The following is a 14,833-nucleotide window of genomic DNA, read 5'->3' on the forward strand; positions in this document are numbered from 1 at the left end:
GTGAAACTACGCGTCATCCGCGCGGCGAAGATGTCGGACGCCATGGCGCAGCTGCGCGCCGAGCTGGGCGAGGATGCGGTGCTGCTCTCCACCCGCCGCATCGCCGGCGGCGTGGAGGTGACGGCGGCGCAGGACCAGGACGACGAGCCGCTGATGATCGCGCCGGATGCGGTGCCGAACCATCGCGCCATCCCGCCCGACCTGGCGCGCCACAACGTACCGGCGGCGCTGGCGCACCGGCTGGCGGAGGGCCGGCTGGCGGCGGCGCTGGACAACGTGCTCGGCTTCGCCCGCCTGCCGCTCGGCCCGGCGCCGCTGCTGCTGGCCGGGCCGCCGGGTGCGGGCAAGACACTGACGGCGGCCAAGCTCGCCACGAGGCTGGTGCTGGCCGGCAAGCCGCCGCTGCTGATCAGCGCCGATGGCCGCAAGGCGGGCGCGGCCGAACAGCTCGCCGCCTTCGCCCGGGTGTTGGATCTGCCGCTGGCGATCGCGGGTGGGCCCGCCGCGCTGGGCAAGGCGCTGGCGCGGCGTGGCGCGGGGCAGCCGGTGCTGGTGGACCTGCCGGGCTGCGATCCCTTCGACCCGGCGGGCGCCCGCACCCTCGCCGCGATGCTGGAAGTGGCGAAGGGCGCCTGCGTGCTGGTGCTGCCGGCGGGGCTGGACCCGGAGGAAGCGGCGGAGACGGCGGGCGCCTTCCGCCTGCTCGGCTGCCGGCACCTGCTGCCGACGCGGCTGGATTGCGCGCGGCGGCTCGGCAGCGTGCTGGCGGCCGCCGCGGTCGGCCTGCCGCTGACCGAGGCCGGCACCGGGCCGGATGCCTCGGGCGGGCTGGAACCCTTGACGCCGGAAGGCCTGGCGCGGCGCCTCGCCGCGCCGGCCGCGCACGCATCCGGCGCATCGGGCTCGGCGCGGGCGGGGCCATCGGGCACCGCACGGGCCGAGCCACCAGGCGCCGTTCGAGCTGGCGCATCGGGCGCCCTTCGGGATGCTGTATCGGGCGCCCTTCGGGATGCTGCATCGGGCGCCCTTCGGGCTGAACCATCGGGCGCCCTTCGGGCTGAGCCACCGGGCGCCCTTCGGGCTGAACCATCGGGCGCCCTTCGGGCGACGCAGGAGAAAGCATGACGGGACGGATCATCGCCGTCGCATCCGGCAAGGGCGGCGTCGGCAAGACCTGGCTGTCCATCACCCTGGCGCATGCGCTGGCCGAACAGGGTCGCCGCGTGGTGCTGATGGACGCGGATCTCGGGCTGGCCAATGCGGATGTGCAACTCGGCCTGAATCCCGGCCGGGACCTTGGCGCGGTGCTGGGTGGCGCGGCGGTGGAGGACGCGGCGCAGGCACTGCCTGCCGGCTTTCATCTGCTGGCCGGGCGGTCGGGCAGCGGGGCGCTGGCGGGCCTGGCAGGCGCCGGGCTGGAGGCGGCGCTGGACCTGCCGCGGCGCCTGGCCGCGCGGTTCCAGGATGTGGTGGTGGATCTCGGCGCGGGGGTGGAGGCGCCGCAGCGCCGTCTCGCCGCGCTGGCCGACCTGCTGCTGGTGCTGGCGACGGAGGAACCGACCAGCCTGACGGACGCCTATGCCGTTCTGAAGCTGCATGCGCGGGATGCTCCGCAGGGCGATGCGCGGCTGGTGGTGAACCTGGCCGGCACCGCCGCCACCGGCCAGCGCACCCATGCGACGCTGGCCGCCGCGGTGCGCCGCTTCCTGGCGCGCGGGCTGCCCCTGGCCGGCGTGGTGCGTCGCGATGCCAAGGTGCCGGATGCCATCCGCCACCAGACCCCGCTGCTGACCCGGCACCCGGGCTGCGTTGCCGCGCAGGATGTCCGCGCGCTGGCGCGCGGGCTGCTGGCTTCAGCCGCGGCGTAGCACCAGCAGGACGCCGGCGACGGGGGCGCCCTTTTCCTCCCGCAACGGCGCATCCTGCCGGGCCAGCAGGGCCAGGCCCGCCTCGGCGGCCAGCGCCAGCACATGCGCGGGATCGTGGCGGTAGCGCAGACCCTCCCCCAGTGCGAAGGGCGCGCCCTCGCCGGCCTCGATGCTGAAGGCCGCCACCCCGCCCGGCGCCAGCGCGCCGGCGATGCCCGCCAGTGCGGGGGCGAGGTCGCCCAGGTAGTTCAGCACATCCACCGCTGCCACCAGGTCGAAGCCGGCCCGCCGCGTGGCGAGGAAATCCACCAGCTCGGCCTCATGCAGCGCATCGTACAGCCCGCGGCGGCGCGCTTCGGCCAGCATCCGCGGCGACAGGTCCAGCCCCTCCAGCCGCTGCGCCCAGGGCTTCAGCGCCAGGCCGGAAAGCCCGGTGCCGCAGCCGAGGTCCAGCACCCGGCGCCCGCCATCCGCCGCGATGCCCGCCTGCGCCAGCAGCGCCGCCAGCAATTCGGGGGTGCGGTAGTGCAGCCGGTCCTGCAGATCGGCGTCGAAGCGTGGCGCGTACTGGTCGAACAGGTCGCGCACATAGGCGGCCGGGGCGCGATCCGGCGCTGCCTCCGCACCCAGCGCCGCCAGCAGGAAGCGCGCCTGGGCGGCGAGGTCGGCCGCCAGCCCCGGCAGCGCCAGCACGCGCCGCGCCGCGGCTTCCGCCGCCTCCCGCGCCCCGGGCTGCCCGGCCTCCCGCAGCGCATGGGCCAAGGCGAGCCAGGGCTCGGGCGCCTGCGGGGCGATCTGCGCCGCCTGGCGCAGCGGCGCCAGCGCGGCCGCCGCCTGGCCCAGCGCACACAGCGCCTGGCCGAGGTTGCGCAGCGCCGTCGCATCGCCCGGGCGGCGGGCCAGCGCGGCGCGCAGGGCGCCCACGGCCGGCTCAAGCTGGCCAGCCTCCGCCAGCGTGGCGCCGCGATTGGCCAGGAAGATCGCGCTGTCCGGCTGGGCGGCCAGCGCCTGCGCGGACAGCGCCAGCGCCGCCTCCAGGTCACCGCGCTGGCGGGCGGCGACGCCCAGCAGGTTCAGCGCATTGCCATCCCCCGGGCGCAGCTTCAGTACGCGGTGGTACAGCCGCTCCGCCATTGCCAGGTCGCCACGGCCGTGCCGGGACGCGGCCTCGCGCAGCAGGTCGTCAGCCGATGGTTGCGCCAAGCCCTGCCCTTCCGCGATGCTGTACGTGCATGAAATCCCCCTCCGTCGCCGCCGGCCCCTCCACGCGTGACATCCGGGTGGATTTCCTGCGTGGCCTGGCGCTGTGGTTCATCTTCATCACCCACACGCCGGGCAATCTGCTGGCTCACGCCACCTTGCGCAACGTGGCGCTCTGCGATGCGACGGAGGTGTTCGTGCTGCTGGCGGGCTATGCCGCAGGCATCGCCTATGGCCGCATGCTGGAACGCGATGGCTGGCTGACGGCGGCGGCGCGGATCGTTGGCCGGATGGGCACGCTTTATGTGGCGCACATCTTCCTGTTCGTGGTGTTCGCCGCGCAGGTGGGCTTCTCCGCCGCCGCGCTGAACCAGGCGGCCTATCTGGACGAGTTGCACCTGGACCCCTTCGGGCAGGAGCCCTACCGCGCGCTGCTGGAGGCGCTGCTGCTGCGCTACCAGCCGCATTTCCTGGACATCCTGCCGTTATATATCGTGGTGCTCGGGTTGTTCGCGCTGGCGCTGCCGCTGATCCGGCGGCCGGCTTGGCTGCTCGGCATGTCGGTCGCGCTCTATGCGCTGACGCGGGCGCTGGGCATCGGCCTGCCGTCCTGGACCGGCGGCGGCTGGTTCTTCAATCCCTTCGCCTGGCAGCTTCTGTTCGCCATCGGCGTGGTGCTGGGCCGCGCCGATCCGGCGATGCTGGCGCGGCGGCTGCCCTGGAACCGGGGCCTGGCAGTGCTGGCGGGGCTGCTGCTGCTGGCGATCGCGCTGGCGCTGAACCTGGTTTGGCACGGGCCGGTCCTCGGCACCTATGCGCCGGAATGGATGGCGGCGGCCATCGCCACGGTGGACAAGGCCGGGCTGCACCCGGCGCGGCTGGCTTCCGTGCTGCTGCTGGGCTGGCTGGTGGCGCATCTGATCCCGCGTGACGCGGCCTGGCTTTCGCATCCCCTGCCGGCGGTATTCGTGATGATGGGGCAGCAGGGGCTGGCGGTGTTCTGCGCCGGCATCTTCCTGTCCTTCCTCGGCAGGCTGGCGCTGGAAATGGCCTATGGCCCGGCAGCGCAGGCGCTGGTGAACCTGGTGGGGCTGCTGGCGCTGATCGGCGTGGCGGTGGTTTCCGCCTGGTATGGCGGCGAGGGAAAGCGGGCGCGGAAACCATCCTTGCCGGCCGCACCGGGGACCGTTACGCCATGAAAGCCATGTCCCTCGCGCCCGCATCCTGGCTGCCCCTGCTCGTCCTGGCCGGCGCCCTCGCCTGGACCCCGGCGCGGGCCACCGATGTGGCCTGCGGCGCGCCGGTGGAGGCGATGGAGGCGGCGCCGATGGCGGGCGTCTTCGCCGCCCTGTCGCATACCGATCTCCGCATCCTGGTGGTCGGCAGCGCCTCCACCCAGGGCGGCGGCACCTCCGGCCGCGCCGCGACCTGGCCGGAGCGGCTGCAATCCGTGCTGGCGGAACGGGTCGCCCCGGTGACGGTGGCGGTGGAGGTGTTCGGCCGGCGCGGTACCACCGCTTCCGACCATGCCCGTATCCTGGCCGAGCAGGCGCCCCGCCTGCGGCCGCACCTCATCATCTGGCAGCTCGGCACGGTGGAGGCCGCGCGCGGCCTGCCGGTGGAGGAGATGGCGGAGACTGTGCAGGAAGCCGTGGCGCGGCTGCACGCGGTGCGCGGCGAACGCACCGACGTGGTGCTGATGGACCCGCAATTCTCCCGCTTCCTGCGCGGCAATGCGGATGTCGACAGCTACCGCGACTGGCTGCGGATTGCCGCCGCCGCGAGTGGCGCGCAGCTTTTCAGCCGCTGGGCGATCATGCGCCATTGGGTGGAGACGGACCGGCTGGACCTGGAGCGGGCGCCGACAGCGCAGCGGGTGGCGGTGGCCGACCGGCTGCATGATTGCCTGGCGCAGGCGATGGCCGAATTCATCATGAGCGGCGCCCAGCGCGGGCGCCTGCCGCGAAACTAGAACATTTCAGCCCGGGCGGAATCGCCCGGCAGCCCCCCAATAATGCGGCGGAACGGCAGGCGGGAGGCGATTCGCCGTGCCAGGGCACGGGAAATCCTCTCCAAGCGCAACATGCCGAAACCAGCCGCAACGCAACATGCGGGAACCGTCGGGGCTGCCAAGCGCTTTGTCGGCATGAACTGTCACCTGCAACCCCTTGCCAAGCCTGCCCCGCCGCCGCCAGGCCCGACGCCGCGCGCTTTCGACCGCTGGCTGCAGGATGAATTGGCGCGCCGCTACGACAGCGCGCTGGCCGAGCCGGTGCCGGAGGAATTGCTGCGCCTGCTGCGCGAGACGCACTGAAGGGTCAGAACAGCCCCTCGATCAGCCCCTCCGCATCCAGCCCGATCGTCTCCGCCGCCGGCCGTCGCGGCAGGCCGGGCATGGTCATGATCTCGCCGCACATCGCCACCACGAAGCCGGCGCCCGCCGAAAGCCGTACGTCCCGCACCGGCAGGATGTGATCCACCGGCGCGCCGAGCGCGGTGGGATCGGCGCTGAAGGAATACTGCGTCTTGGCGACGCAGACCGGCAGGTGGCCGAAGCCCTCCGCCTCCCACCGCGCCAGCTTCTGCGCGGCCGGTGCCGGAATCGCCACGTCACGGGCGCGGTAGACCTGCTGCGCGATGGTCCGCAGCTTCTCGGCCAGCGGCATCGCATCCGGATATAGCGGCTGGAAGCGCGCGGCGCCGGCGGCGATACGGGCCTGCACCGCCTGGGCCAGTTCGGTGGCCCCCGCTGCACCGTCAGACCAATGGGTGCAGAGGATCGCCTGCGTATCCAGCCGCGCCATCGCCTGCTGCACGGCGGTGATCTCGGCCGGGGTGTCGCTGTTGAAGCGGTTCAGCGCGACCACCACCGGCAGGCCGAATTTGTGCATGTTCTCGACATGGCGGGCGAGGTTGGCCACGCCGCGCTCCACCGCCGCCACATCCTCCCGCCCCAGATCCGCCTTGGCGACGCCGCCATGCATCTTCAGCGCGCGCACCGTGGCGACGATGACGCAGGCGGCCGGGTTCAGCCCGGCCAGCCGGCACTTGATATCGAGGAACTTCTCGGCGCCGAGGTCCGCACCGAAGCCGGCCTCCGTCACCACCACATCGGCCAGCCCCAGGCCGAGCCGCGTGGCGACCACGCTGTTGCAGCCATGCGCGATGTTGGCGAAGGGCCCGCCATGCACCAGGGCCGGGCTGCCGGCGATCGACTGCACCAGGTTGGGCGACAGCGCGTCCCGCAGCAGCGCCGCCATGGCGCCATCCGCCTTGATGTCCCGGGCCGTCACCGCCGTGCCGTCGCGCCGGCGGCCGACGATCATGCGGCCGAGGCGGTCCTGCAGATCGGCCAGATCCTTCGCCAGGCAGAACACCGCCATGACCTCGCTGGCCACCGTGATGTCGAAGCCATCCTCCCGCACCACGCCCTGCGAGGCACCGCCGAGGCCCACCACGCAGTCGCGCAGGTTGCGGTCGTTCATGTCCATGGCGCGGCGCCAGGAGATGCGGCGCGGGTCCAGGTTCAGCTCGTTGCCCCAGTACAGGTGGTTGTCCACCATGGAGGAGAGCAGGTTGTTGGCGCTGGTGATGGCGTGGAAATCGCCGGTGAAGTGGAGGTTGATGTCCTCCATCGGCAGCACCTGGACATAGCCGCCGCCCGTAGCTCCGCCCTTCACGCCGAAGCAGGGGCCGAGCGAGGGCTCGCGCAGGCAGATCATGGTCTTGGTGCCGAGCGCGTTCAGCGCATCGCCGAGGCCGATGGTCGTGGTGGTCTTGCCCTCCCCGGCCGGGGTCGGGCTGATGCCGGTGACCAGGACCAGGGCTCCCGGCGGACGGGCGGAGGCTTCCGCAACGAAGGCGGTGCCGATCTTCGCCTTGTACTTGCCGTAGGGCTCCAGCGCAGCGTCGGGGATGCCGGCGCGCGTCGCGATATCCGCGATCGGGCGCAGCGTCGCCGCGCGGGCGATGTCGAGGTCGGTGGCCATGCTGGTGATTGCTCCCTGCGATGCCCCGCGCTTATCGGGACATGAAGTTGGGGGCAAGCCATGCCGGCCACCGGCCCGGCTGCCTCCAATCCATTTCGGGCCGCCGGCCTTAGCGCAGCAGGGCGAAGCCGAGCGCCATCAGCAGCACCAGCAGCCCGGTCAGCAGGGCGAGGAGAAGGGCGATCCTGCGGCGCATCGGTACCTCCCCTCAGGCCAGCTCGAAGATTTCGGTCTGGATGCTCCGTGTCGGCACGCCCATCCCGCGCAGCGCCCGTTCCGCCGCGGCGGTCATCGGTGTCGGCCCACACAGGAAGCAGTGCAGCCGCGGGCGCGGCGCCGGCGGCAGGTGCCGCTCCAGCAATTCCTGCGTCACGAAGCCGGTTTCGCCGGTCCAGCCCTCCGGCGGCTCCTCCAGTATGTGCACCAGCCGCAGGTCGAGCCGCCCCTGCAGCGCCTCCAGCTCCTCCCGGTAGGCGACGTCGTCCCAGCCCTTGTTGCCATAGAACAACCAGACCGGCCGCCGGTCGCCGCGCGCGGCCAGGCTGCGGAGCATGCTCATCACCGGCGTGATGCCGACGCCGCCGACGATCGCGACCAGCCCCTCCGCCTCCGGCTGCCGGTCGATGGAGAAGACGCCGTAGGGCGCATCGATCCAGGCCGGGTCGCCCGGGCGCACCTCGCCGATGCGGCTGGTGAAGTCGCCGAGCTCCTTGATGCCGAATTCCAACCGCGGCAGCGCCTCCGGCGCCGAGGCGATGGAGAAGGGATGCTCGCGCAGGCCGAAGGGGGAATTGCGCAGCGTCAGCCAGGCGAATTGGCCAGGCAGGAAGCGGCGCAGGCCGGCATGGCCATCGGGCTCGATGGCGATGGTCCAGACATCGTTGCGGCCGGGCCGCACCTCCACCACCCGCCACGGCTCGCGGGTCTGCTTCAGCGGCTTCAGCAGGCGGACCCAGACCAGCAGCAGCAGCCAGGACAGCGTCGCCAGCAGCCACAGCGTCCGGTTCAACGGCGAGGCGGTGAAGTAGCCGATGCCGATGATATGCGCGACCGCGGCGCCGAAGCCGAAGATCGCGAGCACGACATGGGCGTAGCGCCACAGCCCGTATTCCAGCCGCAGCAGCTTGCGCCATTCGGCGGTGACGACGGCCAGCCCGAACAGCACCAGCGCGGCACGTCCCGCCGTCAGTTCCCAATCCGCCTCGAAGGGATTGATGGTCGGACCCAGGCGGTCCTCGTACCACAGCCACAGGATGCCGAAATGCGCCGCCACGATGGCGAGCGCGATCCAGGCGAGGTAGCGGTGGAACAGGTAGATGATGTCGACGCCGAACGGCGCGGTCATCGGGCGGATGCGTGCGGTCAGCGCGAATTGCACGCCGATCATCGCCATGCCGGCGAATCCGAGGGCCATGGAGAAGTTCCACCAGAAATCGCGCCCCGGCGGCACCTCGCCTAGGAACAGCAGCGCCTGGGGCGTCAGCACCAGAACCAGATACAGCGTCACCCAGGCCACCTGTCGCAGCGCCATCCCCTTCCCCCCGTCACCTGCCCTTCGAACGCCGCGCTGCCGCGAACGTTCGCATGGCGGCTACCTCGCCGGCTGCCGGCGACCTTCCCCGGCACCGCAACGCACGGCATCCTCCCGCAAAACACCACCCGGAGGGACATCCATGCTGCGCCGAACCCTGCTTTCCACGCTTGCCGCCACGCCGCTGCTGCCGGGCCTCGCCCGCGCGCAGGAGGCCGCTTGGCCGACGCGGCCCGTCACCGTCATGGTGCCCTTCGTCGCCGGCGGCCCGTCCGACATCATCGCCCGCACCATCGCCAACCGGATGAGCCAGACACTCGGCCAGCCGGTGGTGGCGGAGAACCGCGCCGGCGCGAATGGCGAGGTCGCGGCGCGGCTGGTGATGCGGGCGCCGGCGGACGGGCACATGCTGTTCGTCGGCTCGATCGGCGTCTTCGCCATCAACGCCGCGCTGCGGCCCAATCTCGGCTACGATCCGATTCGCGACTTCGCGCCGATCACCATGGCCGTCACCACGCCCAATGTGCTGGTGGTGAATGCGGAGAAGGTGCCGGCGCGCACGCTGGATGAAGTGGTGGCCTGGCTGAAGGCGCAGGGCGGTCGCGCCAGCTACTCCACCTCCGGCGTCGGATCCTCGGACCATCTGACGATGGAGTTGTTCAAGCAGCGCACGGGCACGGATGTGACGCATGTGCCCTACCAGGGCGGCGCCGCGGCGGCGACGGATCTGATCGCCGGCAACGTGCAGCTTTCCTTCCAGAACCTCGGCACCGTCGCCGCGCATATCCAGGGCGGGCGGCTGCGCGCCATCATGCTGACCAGCGCGACCCGCAGCCCCGTATTGCCGGATGTGCCGACGGCGGCGGAAGCGGGCCTCGACAATTTCGTCGTGACGTCCTGGCAGGCAGTGATGGCGCCCGCCGGCCTGCCGCAGCCGGTACTGACGAAGGTGCATGCGGCGACGGTGGCGGCGCTGCGGCATCCCGAATCGGTGCAGCGGCTGAACGCGATCGGCTTCGATGTCGTGGCCAATTCGCCGGACGACTACCGCAGCTTCCAACAGGCGGAGATCGCGCGCTGGCGCGAGGTGGTGCGCAGCGCCAACATCCGCGCCGAATAACGTTCCACGCATGACCTGCATCAAGGATCGGTGACGAGGTCGGGACCAGAACGTCTCCGCGGCCGCGCACAGGGCGCGCCGCGGAGAAAGGCTTTGGCTATGAATCGGAAGATCTGCGCAGCGGCCCTGGCGGGTGTGGTCGCGGCGATGCCGGCGATGGCGCAGGATGTGCGCGGCAAGCTTGCGGGCGACATCGTGCTCGGCGTCGGGCTGATCGGCGTGCTGCCCTCCAACGGTGGCAACACCACCATCGGCGGCGAACCGCATGCGAGCGCGACGGCAACCCCGCAGCTCGACCTCACCTACTTCATGACGCCGAACTTCGCGGTGAACGTGATCGCCGCGACCTCGCGCCATGATGTTTCCGTGCGCGGCCTGGCAGGCGGCAACATCGATCTCGGCCGCGTCTGGGCGCTGCCGCCGACGGTGACGCTGCAATACCACCCGCTGCCGGCCAGCCACTTCAGCCCCTATCTCGGCGTCGGGCTGAACTACACGGTGTTCTACGGCGAAGGCGGCGGCCGCAGCGCCGGCATCACCAGCGTGGATGTCGAGAATGCCTGGGGCGTCGCGGTGAATGCCGGCGTGGACTACGAATTGTCGCCGAACCTGCTGGCGAATTTCGACGTGAAGCGGCTGTGGCTGCGCCCGGATGTCAGCGTGAACCAGGGCGCCGTGCGGGCCGAGGCGAATCTCGACCCGTGGATCATCGGCACCAGCATCCGCTACCGCTTCTGACCCGTGCCTGGGGAGGGGCAGCCATGCCCTTCCCCCTTTCCCTGGCGCGCCCCATCTGCGCGCCATGGCCAGTCCCTGCATCGATATCTGCCGCTATGACGAAGACACCGGATGGTGCTTCGGCTGCGGCATGCTGAAGCCCGAGAAGAAGCGCTGGAAGAAGGACAGGGAGGAGCGCCCTGCGATCCGCGCCGCGCTGCCGCAGCGCCTGTCGGAACTCGCCACTGCGGGACATGCGATCGGCGAGGCAGCCGCGAAGAAAAAGAAGAAGCACTAGGCATCTGTGGCACGCCGGCCCGGCCGAGGATGCGCCCGGAAAGCTGAAGCGGGGCGGGGTGGTTTCACCATCAAGGTGAATCATGGCATAATGGCCACAATCACTCAGCCTGGGAAGAAACGCATGACCACAACCCCCTTCAGTCGCCGTGCCCTGCTGGGCGCCGCCGCGCTGCCACTCGCCGCGCCCGCCCTGGCGCAGGAGGGTTTTCCAAACCGTCCGCTGCGCCTGGTCGTCGGCTACACGCCGGGCGGCGCGACCGACACCTCTGCCCGCGCCATCGCGCCCAAGCTGGGCGAGGTGCTGGGCCAGCCCGTGATCGTCGAGAACCGTCCCGGCGCGGGCAGTAATATCGCATCCGAGGTGGTGGCCCGCAGCCCGGCCGATGGCCACACGCTGCTGCTGGCGACGCTGGGTGCCCTCGTGGTCAGCCCGATGGTGATGCGCCTGCCGGTGGATCCGGCGCGCGACCTGGTTCCGGTCTCCGTCGCGGTCGATCTGTTCAACATCCTGGTGCTGCCGACCGACCGGCCCTGGCGTAGCGTGGCGGAGCTGGTTGCCGCGGCAAAGGCCGCGCCCGGCACCCTTTCCTATGGCACCAGCGGCATCGCCGGCGGGCCGCATCTCGCGGGGCTGCTGTTCGACCGCATCGCCGGGACCGAAACCACGGCGGTGCACTACCGCGGCGGCGGACTGGTGGTGAACGACCTGCTGGCCGGACGGGTCGACTTCTCCTTCGCCACCGCCGCCTCGGTGCTGACGCAGGTGCGGGCCGACAAGCTGCGCGCGCTGGCTGTGCCGCATCTCGAACGCTCGCGCCTGATGCCGGACATCCCGACGGTCGCCGAATCCGGCCTGCCGGGCTTCGATGTGCCGTCCTGGTATGCCGTGGTGGCGCCGCGTGGCACGCCGGAAACCGCGATCGCCAAGCTGAACGCCGCGATGCGCGTGGCGCTGACCGACCCGGAGACGACCGCGGTGCTGAACCGCAACGGGCTGGAGCCGCGCTGGACGACGCCGGAGCAGATGAGCCAGGCGCTTGAGGCGGAGCGGACGAAGTGGACGCCGATCATCCGCGCCAGCGGGCTCCGCATCGAATAGGCCGGAAGCGCCCGGAATCGCCGCCGCGCGAGGCGCGGCGGCACGCGATCCGATTCAGGCGGCGACGGCGCGCTGGCCGACGCCCATCTCCTGCAGCACCGCCTCCGCCTGCTTCAGCGCGAAGCGGATATCCTCCTCCCCGATCGCGCCGATGCAGCCGAAGCGCATCGAAGGCTTCTTCGTCGAGGAGAAGTCGGACAGGATCACGCCGCGTGCCTTCATCATCCGTTGGAATGTCTCGAGATTCCAGTTCGGGTCCACCGGCTGGTAGACGTTGACGATGATCGGGCCCTGGTGTTCCGGCGCGACATAGGGCGTGAAGCCCAAAGCCTGCAGCCCGGCATACATCACGTCCCGGTTGCGGCTGTAGCGCGCGAAGCGGGCCGGCTGCCCGCCCTCCGCCTCATAGATCTCCATGGCCTTGCCGAAGGCCCGCAAGGCCTGCACGGCCGGCGTGAAGCGGAAACTGCCCCAGCCGTTCTTCAGCGCGTGGTCGTAGACATCGACCAAATCCATCACCCAGGACCCGGCCTGGCCGCGGCAGGCCTCCAGCCGCGCGATCGGTGCCACCGCGAAGCCGAAGCCCGGCAGCCCCTCCAGGCATTTGTTGGAGGTGAAGACCACCACGTCGCATTCCGGATGCGCGTCGATGCTGAAGGGCAGCGCGCCGAAGCCGGAGACCGCGTCGCAGATCATCCGCCGCCCCGCGGCCGCGATCACCGGGCCCAGGATGTTCGGGTCGTTGACGATGCCGGTGCCGGTCTCGCTGACCACCAGCGCGACATGGCCGCAATCGGGGTTCTCCGCCAGCGCGCGCGCCAGGCGTTCCGGCGCCATCGGCTCATGGTCCGGCCCGTCGAGGGCCACCACCACCCGCCCGGCGGTCTCCGCCAGCCGTGCCAGGCGCTCGGCATAACCGCCATTGCGCACCACCAGCAGCTTCGCCCCGGCGGGCACGAAGGTGCGGATGGCGGATTCGATGATCATGTGGCCGCAGCCGGGCAGCGGCAGGGACACATGCCTGCCCTCCACGCCACCCGCGATCTTCACGATGCGCGGCCGCATGGCGGCGTATTCGGCGCGGAAATCCTCGTCCCAGGGGGCGATGTCCTCGGCCATGCAGGCACGGACCTCGGGGCGGGTCTGCACGGGGCCGGGAATCAGCAGCAGCATGGGTTTCACCGTCTGGGTTGCACCCCTGGCTATACCACCAGCATGTTGCCCAGCAATTCCCGCCGCAGCTTGCGCAGGATGGCATCGCCGAAATCGACATAGTCGGCGCAGGGCATGGCGAAGGAACCGGGGCCGCCGACCACCTCGGCCAGGTAATGCTCCAGCAGGTCCGGCTCTTCGTTCAGCAGGGCCAGGCCGTTCACCGTCAGCCCCGCCGCCACCGCCAGGTCCCGCACCGGCCCCGGCGCCCGACCGGCATTGTGGCGGCCATCGCCCGAGACATCGAGCACCAGCCGGTTGGGATCGCCCGGCGCGCGGGCCAGCACGGCCAGCCCCGCCGCCATCCCCTCCCCCAGCGCCGTCGCGCCGGCCGCCGGCAGCCGCGGGGTGTTCTCGATGGCATCGGCCAGTGCGGCGGCGGAGGCCGCATCGGCAATGCGTGTCCAGCCCACCGCCAGATCCTGTGCGCCGGGGCCGGACCACAGCAGCAGCGCCACCGCCGCCGCGCCGCGTGGCCCGGCCGTGGCGGCGGCCAGGATCTCAGGGTCGCGGAAGGCCGCGGCGGTGCCACCCGCCATCAGGCCGAACTCCGCGTAGTCGACGCTGGCGGAGACATCCATGGCCAGGCAGAGGGCTATATCCACATTCTCCATTCGTATAATTTTCCCTATTCACGAACAGGATTGCGTCCAACCCGGACCAATGCCAGCATGCCGGAACGACAGGCGACAGGAGCGCAGGATGATCGGCAGGCGTGGCATTCTGGCGGCAGGCGGCGGGCTGCTGGCCGCACCGCTCGCGGCCCCTTCGGTCCTGGCGCAGGCCTGGCCGGCGCGGCCGATCCGCATGATCGTGCCCTACACCCCTGGCGCCGCCACCGACGCCATGGCCCGGCTTTCCGCGCAGAAGCTGCAGGAGAAGCTGGGCGTCACCGTGGTGGTGGAAAACCGCGCCGGCGCCAATGGCGCCATCGGCAGCCAGGCGGTTCTGCAGGCGGCGCCGGATGGCTACACCATCCTGGCCTCGGCCTCGATCCACCCGATGGCGCGCCACGTGATGAAGGCCGCGCCCTATGATCCCGTCGCGGATTTCATCCCGCTGGCCCGCACCGCGCGCGGCCCGCTGGTGCTGGTGATGAGCCCCGCCCTGCCGCAGCGTACGATCCCGGAGGTGGTGGCCGCCGCCAAGGCCGATCCGCGGAAATGGACCTTCGCCACCAGCAGCCTCGGCGCCGCCGGCCACCTGGCGACCATCGAGTTCAACCGGCTGACTGGCGCCAATATCGAGATCGTCGGCTATCGCGGCAGCGCCCCGGCGCTGACCGATGTGGCGGCCGGCAATGCGCAGCTGATGTTCGACCCGGTGCTGTCCACCCTGCCCATGGTGCGTGGCGGGCAGCTGCGCGGCCTGGCAATTGCCACCACCGCGCGCACGCCGCTGGCGCCGGAGCTGCCGACCGCGGCGGAAGCCGGGCTGCCGAATTTCGAGTTCTATTCCTGGTACGGCGTCTGGGGACCCCGTGCCATGCCGCGGGAGATCGCGGACCGCATCAACGCCGCCCTGGTCGAGGGGCTGCGGGAGCCGGAGGTGGTGCAGCGGCTGACCGGGCTGGGCTTCGAGCCGGTGGCCGAGACGGTGGCGGAGGCCGAGGCCTTCATCGCCGCCGATGTCGCGCGCAACGCCGAATTGTTGCGGATCGCGAATTTTCAGCCGCAATAGAACCCACGCGTAGCTGTCACGGCGCGGCGGCTGGCATCCGGCCCGTCGCGGCCCTATCTCTGGCCTGCGCCGGGCGGTTCAGCCCGAGGCGCGCGGAGACGGCTGCATGGATGGGTT

15 protein-coding genes are annotated in these 14,833 nt (G+C 71.4%); 10 read left to right on the forward strand and 5 right to left on the reverse strand.

Going from position 1 to position 14,833, the window contains the following annotated elements; all coding sequences use genetic code 11:
* Together HB662_RS17100 and HB662_RS17105 are read left to right on the forward strand one after the other, a co-directional pair.
* The gene (locus HB662_RS17100; RefSeq protein WP_168051037.1) at window positions 1–1,125 is read left to right on the forward strand and encodes a hypothetical protein; all 1,125 of its coding nucleotides are present in this window, start codon (window positions 1–3) and stop codon (window positions 1,123–1,125) included.
* Window positions 1,122–1,868 carry a nucleotide-binding protein gene (locus HB662_RS17105; protein WP_168051038.1) on the forward strand — a complete coding sequence of 249 codons (747 nt, stop codon included), beginning with the start codon at window positions 1,122–1,124 and terminating at the stop codon, window positions 1,866–1,868. Before HB662_RS17100 ends, HB662_RS17105 begins: the two co-directional genes overlap by 4 nt.
* On the opposite strand, the gene HB662_RS17110 is transcribed toward HB662_RS17105, so the two are convergent.
* Entirely contained in the window at window positions 1,854–3,071 is a 1,218-nt protein-coding gene (locus HB662_RS17110; protein ID WP_245185706.1) for a methyltransferase, read from the reverse strand. The two genes, HB662_RS17105 and HB662_RS17110, sit on opposite strands and share 15 nt — an antisense overlap.
* 29 nt (window positions 3,072–3,100) lie before the next feature.
* On the opposite strand from HB662_RS17110, the gene HB662_RS17115 reads away from it, so the two are divergent.
* From HB662_RS17115 to HB662_RS17125, 3 genes are all read left to right on the forward strand, one after another.
* Window positions 3,101–4,267 (forward strand): OpgC family protein, encoded by a 1,167-nt coding sequence (locus HB662_RS17115; RefSeq protein WP_168051039.1) that lies wholly within the window; start codon window positions 3,101–3,103, stop codon window positions 4,265–4,267.
* A gap of 5 nt (window positions 4,268–4,272) precedes the next feature.
* Window positions 4,273–5,040 carry an SGNH/GDSL hydrolase family protein gene (locus HB662_RS17120; protein ID WP_168051040.1) on the forward strand — a complete coding sequence of 256 codons (768 nt, stop codon included), beginning with the start codon at window positions 4,273–4,275 and terminating at the stop codon, window positions 5,038–5,040.
* Window positions 5,041–5,214: 174 nt separating this feature from the next.
* Window positions 5,215–5,382: a hypothetical protein gene (locus tag HB662_RS17125; protein WP_168050892.1), complete on the forward strand. Its 168-nt coding sequence runs from the start codon at window positions 5,215–5,217 to the stop codon at window positions 5,380–5,382.
* Between the two features lie 4 nt (window positions 5,383–5,386).
* Here the strand turns inward: HB662_RS17125 and HB662_RS17130 are convergent, their stop codons facing one another.
* Both HB662_RS17130 and HB662_RS17135 read right to left on the reverse strand, forming a co-directional pair.
* Window positions 5,387–7,057, reverse strand: coding sequence for a formate--tetrahydrofolate ligase (locus tag HB662_RS17130; RefSeq protein WP_168051041.1), 1,671 nt, complete (start codon window positions 7,055–7,057; stop codon window positions 5,387–5,389).
* Between the two features lie 208 nt (window positions 7,058–7,265).
* A complete protein-coding gene (locus HB662_RS17135) occupies window positions 7,266–8,588 on the reverse strand; it encodes a ferredoxin reductase family protein (protein WP_168051042.1) in 1,323 nt (440 codons plus the stop codon).
* A gap of 142 nt (window positions 8,589–8,730) precedes the next feature.
* Here HB662_RS17135 and HB662_RS17140 point away from each other — a divergent pair, with 142 nt between their 5' ends.
* The 4 genes from HB662_RS17140 (at window position 8,731) to HB662_RS17155 (ending at window position 11,824) form a co-directional block, all read left to right on the forward strand.
* The gene (locus HB662_RS17140; RefSeq protein ID WP_168051043.1) at window positions 8,731–9,708 is read left to right on the forward strand and encodes a Bug family tripartite tricarboxylate transporter substrate binding protein; all 978 of its coding nucleotides are present in this window, start codon (window positions 8,731–8,733) and stop codon (window positions 9,706–9,708) included.
* Window positions 9,709–9,807: 99 nt separating this feature from the next.
* A complete protein-coding gene (locus HB662_RS17145; protein ID WP_168051044.1) occupies window positions 9,808–10,446 on the forward strand; it encodes an OmpW/AlkL family protein in 639 nt (212 codons plus the stop codon).
* 64 nt (window positions 10,447–10,510) lie between these two features.
* Window positions 10,511–10,723 (forward strand): DUF1289 domain-containing protein, encoded by a 213-nt coding sequence (locus tag HB662_RS17150; RefSeq protein ID WP_168051045.1) that lies wholly within the window; start codon window positions 10,511–10,513, stop codon window positions 10,721–10,723.
* 123 nt (window positions 10,724–10,846) lie between these two features.
* Window positions 10,847–11,824 (forward strand): Bug family tripartite tricarboxylate transporter substrate binding protein, encoded by a 978-nt coding sequence (locus tag HB662_RS17155; protein WP_168051046.1) that lies wholly within the window; start codon window positions 10,847–10,849, stop codon window positions 11,822–11,824.
* A gap of 54 nt (window positions 11,825–11,878) precedes the next feature.
* On the opposite strand, the gene HB662_RS17160 is transcribed toward HB662_RS17155, so the two are convergent.
* Window positions 11,879–12,997 (reverse strand): 2-aminoethylphosphonate--pyruvate transaminase, encoded by a 1,119-nt coding sequence (locus HB662_RS17160; RefSeq protein WP_168051047.1) that lies wholly within the window; start codon window positions 12,995–12,997, stop codon window positions 11,879–11,881.
* Window positions 12,998–13,026: 29 nt separating this feature from the next.
* Window positions 13,027–13,650: a DUF1194 domain-containing protein gene (locus HB662_RS17165; protein ID WP_168051048.1), complete on the reverse strand. Its 624-nt coding sequence runs from the start codon at window positions 13,648–13,650 to the stop codon at window positions 13,027–13,029.
* An 88-nt stretch (window positions 13,651–13,738) separates the two neighbouring features.
* Between HB662_RS17165 and HB662_RS17170 the strand changes: the two genes are divergently transcribed.
* Window positions 13,739–14,716, forward strand: coding sequence for a Bug family tripartite tricarboxylate transporter substrate binding protein (locus tag HB662_RS17170; protein ID WP_168051049.1), 978 nt, complete (start codon window positions 13,739–13,741; stop codon window positions 14,714–14,716).
* Window positions 14,717–14,833 lie beyond the last annotated feature (117 nt).

Origin of the sequence: Falsiroseomonas frigidaquae, assembly GCF_012163145.1 — a bacterium.
Taxonomy (GTDB): domain Bacteria; phylum Pseudomonadota; class Alphaproteobacteria; order Acetobacterales; family Acetobacteraceae; genus Falsiroseomonas; species Falsiroseomonas frigidaquae.